This window comes from Sphingobium sp. (assembly GCF_003248505.1).
Taxonomy (GTDB): Bacteria; Pseudomonadota; Alphaproteobacteria; order Sphingomonadales; family Sphingomonadaceae; genus Sphingobium.
In genome coordinates this window covers 33,343-40,526 of sequence record NZ_QFOA01000024.1, presented here as the reverse complement: position 1 = coordinate 40,526, position 7,184 = coordinate 33,343, and the positions used below count along the sequence as shown (strand labels likewise).

6 protein-coding genes are annotated in these 7,184 nt (G+C 58.0%); 4 read left to right on the top strand and 2 right to left on the bottom strand.

The window, feature by feature from the left end; genetic code table 11:
• The first annotated feature begins 46 nt into the window (after positions 1-46).
• Entirely contained in the window at positions 47-376 is a 330-nt protein-coding gene (locus DI606_RS10055; RefSeq protein WP_293982317.1) for a hypothetical protein, read from the top strand.
• Between the two features lie 117 nt (positions 377-493).
• Here DI606_RS10055 and DI606_RS10050 read toward each other — a convergent pair whose 3' ends face one another.
• Both DI606_RS10050 and DI606_RS10045 read right to left on the bottom strand, forming a co-directional pair.
• Positions 494-1,357, bottom strand: a complete 864-nt coding sequence (locus DI606_RS10050) for an amidohydrolase (protein ID WP_293982315.1) — start codon at positions 1,355-1,357, stop codon at positions 494-496.
• Between the two features lies 1 nt (position 1,358).
• Positions 1,359-2,501 carry an aldo/keto reductase gene (locus DI606_RS10045; RefSeq protein WP_293982312.1) on the bottom strand — a complete coding sequence of 381 codons (1,143 nt, stop codon included), beginning with the start codon at positions 2,499-2,501 and terminating at the stop codon, positions 1,359-1,361.
• 26 nt (positions 2,502-2,527) lie between these two features.
• Between DI606_RS10045 and lldD the strand changes: the two genes are divergently transcribed.
• The 3 genes from lldD to DI606_RS10030 all read left to right on the top strand — a co-directional run bounded on the left by lldD (position 2,528) and on the right by DI606_RS10030 (position 7,073).
• Complete coding sequence (gene lldD / locus DI606_RS10040; RefSeq protein WP_293982309.1) at positions 2,528-3,664, top strand: FMN-dependent L-lactate dehydrogenase LldD; 1,137 nt, start codon at positions 2,528-2,530, stop codon at positions 3,662-3,664.
• A 248-nt stretch (positions 3,665-3,912) separates the two neighbouring features.
• Positions 3,913-6,099 carry a glycoside hydrolase family 95-like protein gene (locus DI606_RS10035; protein WP_293982307.1) on the top strand — a complete coding sequence of 729 codons (2,187 nt, stop codon included), beginning with the start codon at positions 3,913-3,915 and terminating at the stop codon, positions 6,097-6,099.
• A gap of 161 nt (positions 6,100-6,260) precedes the next feature.
• On the top strand, positions 6,261-7,073 hold the full coding sequence (locus DI606_RS10030; RefSeq protein WP_293982304.1) for an IclR family transcriptional regulator: 813 nt from the start codon (positions 6,261-6,263) through the stop codon (positions 7,071-7,073).
• The last annotated feature ends 111 nt before the right edge of the window (positions 7,074-7,184 follow it).

The window sequence follows — 7,184 nt, the reverse complement described above, 5'->3', positions numbered from 1 at the left end:
AAACCCCATCTTGACCCACCCCTGACATCCGAAACATAATCGCAAGGTGGGTCACTTCTCGATGAAAACCCCGGGTCACTTCTCAGCGGCAATCAACACTGAATTCCTCAAGTCGCTGCGAAAGGCGCGGGTCGTCGTGCGTCAGGGATGTTACCCGATATGCCATGATCGCCGCGATTTTGCCGGGGAGAAACTTATCGTCCTGATCGAATACCCGGACGCCATCGATGGTGAAATCGCGCCGCTGGATCAACAGGCGGTCGATCAGGCGGTCGATCTGAGGAACTATGGCTGTCGTCACGGTTCGATCGAGGGGTGGAGTATCGACGTCGGCCCGCGCTATGTCCTGAGCGATCGCAGGCATATCGGCCGCTAAGCCCAACATGCCGGCCACCACCCAGACAATGACACGGCCAGCGCCACAAAACCTCATATCGTTATCCTTGTTTACCCGAAGTCGTGCAGCGACTTGCGTCCGAACTTCCAGGCTGATTTACGCTGGCAAATGGCGAGGCGGCTGTGGTTCGCGAACGGTCGCGATGCCGTAAACATGTGCGGCATTGCCGCCCATGACCGCGTCGCGCTCGCTTTCCGAAAGACCGGCGATCAGGCGCTCGGCCATTTTCAGCCACTGCGCGTAATTGGCCTTCGACGTCACGACGGGCCAGTCGCTTCCCCACAAAAGGCGGCTGGCGCCAAACGCAAACAACAGATTGTCATACAGGGGGCGTAGGGATCGAGCATCGGCTCCGTCTGTCGCTTCGGTGAGGAGGCCCGACAGCTTCACATAGACGTTCGGACAGTTTGCCAAACGCGCTATGGACGCACGCCATTCGGTCAAATCCTTCATCAATGGCGGTTTGCCTGCATGATCCAGCACGATGACAAGCCCCGGATGTCGCCAGGCCAAGTCGTGGATCAAATCTATCTGTTCGGCGCGAACCAGCGCGTCCAGGACCAGCCCGTGCATTTCCATGGCCCTGAGCGCCGGTGCGATCGAAGCACGGCTGATCCAGTTCACATCAGGCAGGTCCTGCAACATGGGGCGCAGCCCCACCAGCCTGTCGCGGCGGGCAAGCCGTGCGATACGCGTGACAGCATTTGTGGCTTCCAGATCGGCCCACCCTACAACACCGGCAATCCAGTTGTGATTGGCGGCCATATCGAGGAGGAATTCGGTTTCCTCTTCGGTCGGTGCCGCTTGTACGGCAATGGTCGCCTCTATCCTGCCGATACCGAGATGCGGTTCCAGATCATTGGGGCCAAAGTCGCGGTAAAGGGCAGTCATGTCCTCGGTCAGCCAATGATAATCGCCGCGATCCAGACGCCAAAAATGCTGATGGGCATCGATCCGCATATTATTGAACCGGCACGGGGGCGGCGTCGTCCAGCAAATATATGTAACGCAGAGCGTTCCAAAATTCGGTGGGGATGGCTGTCAGATACAGATCAACCGTCTGTTGAACCCGCGCCACATTGCCGAGCCCGGGTATGACACTGACGACGGCAGGATGGGCGAGCGGAAACTGCAGCGCGGCTGCGGCTAGCGGGACGCGAAAATGGTCGCAAAGGGCTTCCATCTTGCTCACCTTTTCGATGACCTCTGGCGGCGCTTCGCCATAATCATAATGGACTGGCCCGCTACGCCGGGTTCCTGTCGCCAGTATGCCCGAGTTATAAGGCCCCCCTATCACGACGGATACGTCCCGCTCCAGGCATAGCGGGAGAAATCTGGCCAACGCGCTTTGGTCGAGCAATGTGTAGCGCCCCGCGAGCAGCACCACGTCCATATCTACATGGTCCATCGCGCTGACGCATATTTCCCATTCGTTGGCACCGATGCCGAAAGCCGCGATTTCCCTTGCCGCACGCAATTCTTCCAGGGCGCGAAATCCGCCTCCCGAAGTAAGGGCATCGAAATGATAGTCATTACGCTCGCCATGTGTCAGGCGCCCGATGTCGTGCACGTAAAGAATGTCGATCGCAGCCATGCCAAGTCGCTGGCGACTGTCCTCCCATGACCGCAATATACCATCATAACTATAATCGTAGAGCCTGGTAAACGGCATTGGAGAGCAGAAGCCTTCTCGCATCCGGCAACCCGACAAGCTACGATCAGCCTTTAAAAGCCTGCCAACTTTGGTGGAAAGGAGGACATCGCGGCGCTCCCGGATCACGTCGCCTACCCGCCTCTCGCTCAACCCGTGACCATAATGGGGGGCTGTGTCGACATAAGACATGCCTGCATAAAGCGCCATTTCCAGCACATCGTGCGCTTGGTTGTCGCTTATGGGGCGATAAAGATTGCCGATTGCCGCCGCACCGAAACCCAATTCGCTGAATTCCAGGCCCGATCTTCGCGCCACACGTTTTGCGATCATAATATCGTCTCTCTTGCGATACCCAAGGTTGCTGCATCGGATATCCAGTTTTGGAAAGGCAGCGTACCATCTCCTCCATTGCCTCTTGTCATTGTTCATTTGTAATGTAAACATTCGCATATGAAATTTTGTAAGATCAGCTGGCTATGATAGCGACATCGACACAGGATTTTCGGCGCGGCGCTCGACGACGCCTCCCCCGGTTTCTGTTCGACTATATCGACGGAGGCGCTGGCGACGAGCGCACTTTGGACGAAAATCAATGCGCGCTGCGGACGGTTGCGTTGCGCCAGCGCGTGTTGCGCGATGTCGCGGCCATCGACCTTCGCACCAACTTGTTCGGGCAGGAGGTTGCTGCGCCGTTGGTGCTGGCGCCGGTTGGCCTGACGGGGCTTTATGCGCGTCGGGGTGAGAGGCAGGCTGCGCGCGCGGCAAGCCGTCGCGACGTCCCTTTCTGCCTATCGACGGTATCGGTCTGTTCCATCGAAGAGGTGGCGCGCGATTGCACCGCGCCTTTCTGGTTTCAGCTCTACGTCATTCGCGACCGGGGCTTCATGCGCGATCTGATTGCGCGTGCAAAGGCGGCAGGCGCGTCTGCCCTGGTGTTTACCGTCGATATGCCGGTGCCGGGCGCACGCCGGCGCGATGCGCATAGCGGGTTGTCCGGTCCATATGCCGGTCTGCGCCGCGGTCTGCAAATTGTCGGAAAACCTGCATGGGCATGGTCGGTCGGCGTCATGGGCAGACCGCATATCCTGGGGAATGTCGCCCCGGTGCTCGGAAAATCCAGCGGCCTTGAAGATTTCATGGGATGGCTGGCTCAAAATTTCGATCCGTCGATCCGGTGGAGCGATCTGGAATGGATCAGGGCGGAATGGGACGGACCGCTTATTATCAAGGGAATATTGGATCCCGACGATGCTCGCGATGCCGTTCGGTTCGGCGCTGACGGCATTGTGGTGTCCAATCATGGCGGGCGTCAACTCGACGGCGCCATCGCCACCGCGCGCGCACTCCCCAGCATCGCCGATGCGGTGGGTAGCGACATCACCGTTCTGGCGGATTCCGGAATAAGGTCGGGCGTCGATGTCTTGCGCATGATGGCGCTGGGAGCCCGAGGCGTGCTGCTCGGTCGCGCCTGGGTCTACGCCCTGGCTGCGGCAGGCGGAAAGGGCGTCAGCGACCTGATCGACATTTATCTGGCAGAGATGCGAACCGCGATGGCATTGGCCGGGATATCGAAACTGTCACAGGTGGATCAAAGCCTGATCGACAGTCGATGATCGCGGTCGGGGGCGGGGGCGGAATCTGCACATTCCGCCCCCGGCTTTTTATCTGAAATGGAAGATTAGGTCCGAACGGGACGATCAATGGAGAGGAAAGACCAGTGTCGCCAATTCGCAGGACTGTCCTGAAGCTTCTGACCGCCGCAGCCTTCATACCGAGGTCTGCGTTTGCGGCGAAAGCGCCCGCCCCGTCGTCTGTCGACTGGCCGTCATTCCTCGCTCGGCACGATCTGGTTTGGGACCGCATGCCCAAAGCATGGGACGAAGGGCCCTTTCTCGGTAACGGGATGATGGGCGCGATGCTTTACTACGACGAAAACGCAGGTGCGATCAGGATCGACCTCGGTCGATCGGATGTGCAGGATCATCGCACACCCTTGCGATCGACGGGTTATGATCGGGCCCGCCTGCCGATCGGCCACTTCCTGCTTCGTACTGACGGCAGGATAACAGGCCGCACCGCGATGCGCCTGAAACTGCATGATGCGATGTTGACCGGAACGGTACAGACGGATCGCGGTATCGTTGCGATACGCGCCTATGTCCATGCCGACGACATGGTGCTTGTTGTGCAGTTTAACGCCTCGGGGGGCGAACGGAACGCACGGTGGGAATGGGTCGGCGAAGAAGCGATCAGCCCACGGCAGAAATGGGGCATAGATCGTAAAGAACCCAAGCGCGTCGACCCAAACTATAGGAGAAACCCGAAAGGAGCGCGCGCGCGCGACGGAAAGGAAGAACTGTGGCTTCAACCGCTCCTATCCGGCGGAGGAACCGCAACCGCCTGGCGGCAGGAAGGGGGGAAGTTGATCGCCAGTGTGATGCACGATTTTCCCGGCGACGGAGCCAGAGAGCAGGCTCTCGACGCAGTGCGCAGGTCGGCGGCGGATGCTTCCCTGGAGCGTCGGCACATGCGCTGGTGGCACGACTATTATCCCGCCAGTTTCCTCAGCATTCCGGACACGCAGGTCGAAAGCTTCTACTGGATCCAGATGTACAAGCTGGCTTCCGCCACGCGCGGCGACAGGGCCTATGTCGATAACCAGGGTCCGTGGCTGCAACCCACTGCATGGCCCTATGCGACCTGGAATCTCAACGTGCAACTCATCTACTGGCCCATGATCGCATCCAACCGTATGCACCTTGCCGGGTCGCTTATCCGGACGATTCACGACAACCAGCAGCAATTGATCGATAATGTGGAACTGCAATATCGTTCTGACTCCGCCTCCTTCGGGCGATCTGCGGGGACCGTCCTTGAATCGCCGGTAAAGCCCCCTGTGGCAGGAACGGACGTGAAACTGGTGGACGGGCTGACCTCCGGCGGAGGGGGCAATCCGCCTGAGATGGGCAATCTGCCGTGGGCGCTCCACGATATCTGGCTTGTCTGGCGGCACAGCATGGATGATGCGATCCTGAAGAACACGCTGTTCCCGGTCCTGCGTCGAACGACCAATTATTACCGTCATTTCCTGACCCCCGGGAAGGATGGGCGACTTCATTTGCCGCCCACATACTCTCCGGAATATGGCTCAGCCCCGGACCTGAACTACGATCTCGCACTGTTGCAGTGGAGTTGTGCAGCGCTGATAGATGCTGCCGAACGCCTTGGCATCGACGATCCGCTTATTCCGGAATGGCGTCGAATACGCGACGAACTCGCCGATTATCCGAAGGATGCCAGCGGTTATATGATCGGCGCGGGTTTGCCGCTGAAAAGCTCCCACCGTCATTATTCGCATATGTTGATGATATACCCGCTATATCTCGTCAATCGCGATCAGCGTGGTGCGCGTGCGCTGATCGAGAGGTCGTTGGCGCATTGGCAGTCCATGCCCGCAATGTTGCGCGGATATTCATCTACGGGCGCATCGTCTATTTCCGCTGCGCTGGGTAAGGGTGATGACGCCATCGCTTATCTGAAATCTCTCTTCGATGAATATCTGAGGCCCAACACATTTTACAAAGAGTCAGGGCCGGTTATCGAAACGCCGTTGTCGGGGGCGCAGTCGATCCATGACATGCTGCTCCAGAGTTGGGGCGGCGTCATCCGGCCATTGCCTGCCGTTCCGTCAACGTGGCAGGAGTGCGTGTTTACCGACATGAGTGCGCAAGGGGGCTTTCTGGTCAGCGCGCGGCGGCAGGCCGGACAAACGGCTTGGATCAGAGTGGAAAGCCGGGCGGGTGAGCCTTTCGTCATCGAAATCGACATAGCCCAGCCAGTCGCGGTGGTGGACGGCCAGTCCCGACCCCTGGAACGCGCAGGTGCGCAGCAGTGGCGATGTCACCTTGCCAAGGGAGAGACAATATTGATTTATCCGTCGGGTGCTATGCCCGACATGAAGATTGTGCCGGTGCAAGCCGGTGTCATGAACAGCTTCGGCCTGAACGCCAACTCCCGCGTCAGGCAGCAGCGAGACATGAGCTTGTAAATCGAGGTTGCACTCGCGCCGCAAGGCGGGGGATTCAGCGATGCATGAGCGACGCCTCCCCCCATTCCTGCGAACCGCAACCCCTATACAGTCTGGAAATTCCACTTTGTCTGCCGTATAGCCATCGCTTATCGATGCTGTCAGGCTGCAAAAGAACTTACATGAGCAAAAAGATTTCCACACAGTCCGAGATCAGGGTGGAAAATGAAGGCGGAGAGGATCAGAAATATCGGGCTCCTGCTTTGGAGAAAGGCCTGGATATTCTTGAATTGATATCTCGCGCTACCAAGCCATTGTCTGCTGCGATGATTTCGCAGTTATTAGGACGCTCGCCGAGCGAACTGTTTCGCATGATCCAGGTATTGGAGCATCGTGGGTTTATCTCACAAAGTGAAGCAGGCGGATATCAGCCCACGTCGAAGCTGTTTTCGTTGGGGATGGGGCAGGCCCCCGTCCAATCCATCCTGGAAGTTGCCCTTCCTGTCATGCGTAGATTGTCGGAGGAAGCAGACCAGAGTTGCCACCTTGCCTTGAGGCTTGGCGGGGACATCTTGATCGCGGCAAGGATGGAATCCGCGAGTTTGATAGGATTTTCGGTCAGGCTCGGCTATCGGATGCCCATCCCTAGTTCAGGATCGGGCGCGGTATTGTATGCATTTCAACCCGAGACCGTACGTACGAGTTGGGAACGCGATTTCGATCCGAACTTGCCGCCAGCGTCCCTGGCTGCTTTCAGAGATCGGGCTGAACGGGTTAAAAATAACGGTTGGGATATGCACCCAAGCGAAGTCGTGCCGGGAATAATCGATATTTCCGCACCGATATTGCGTGGGGAATCGTCGGCGGCAGCGCTGACGGTACCTTTCGTTAACAAAAATCCGCTCATTGTACATCAATATCAGGTAGTCTCGCTCTTGCGACAGGCTGCGGCCGATATTTCAAATTGCCTTGCGACCAATGACCGCCGCGTCTAAATGGAAAGCGCTTAGATGCCAATTCAGAATTCTGATCCGACTGTGGACTGTCGAGGTTCTTTAAGATCTTGAAGGACAAAAACTCGTCGTTCATATCGGCGAGTCAGTCAG

Coding starts and splice junctions, on each gene's coding strand:
- DI606_RS10050 (WP_293982315.1), bottom strand. CDS start 1,357: ATGCGGATCGATGCCCATCAGCATTTTTGGCGTCTGGATCGCGGCGAT.
- DI606_RS10045 (WP_293982312.1), bottom strand. CDS start 2,501: ATGCGAATGTTTACATTACAAATGAACAATGACAAGAGGCAATGGAGG.
- lldD (WP_293982309.1), top strand. CDS start 2,528: ATGATAGCGACATCGACACAGGATTTTCGGCGCGGCGCTCGACGACGC.
- DI606_RS10035 (WP_293982307.1), top strand. CDS start 3,913: ATGCCCAAAGCATGGGACGAAGGGCCCTTTCTCGGTAACGGGATGATG.
- DI606_RS10030 (WP_293982304.1), top strand. CDS start 6,261: ATGAGCAAAAAGATTTCCACACAGTCCGAGATCAGGGTGGAAAATGAA.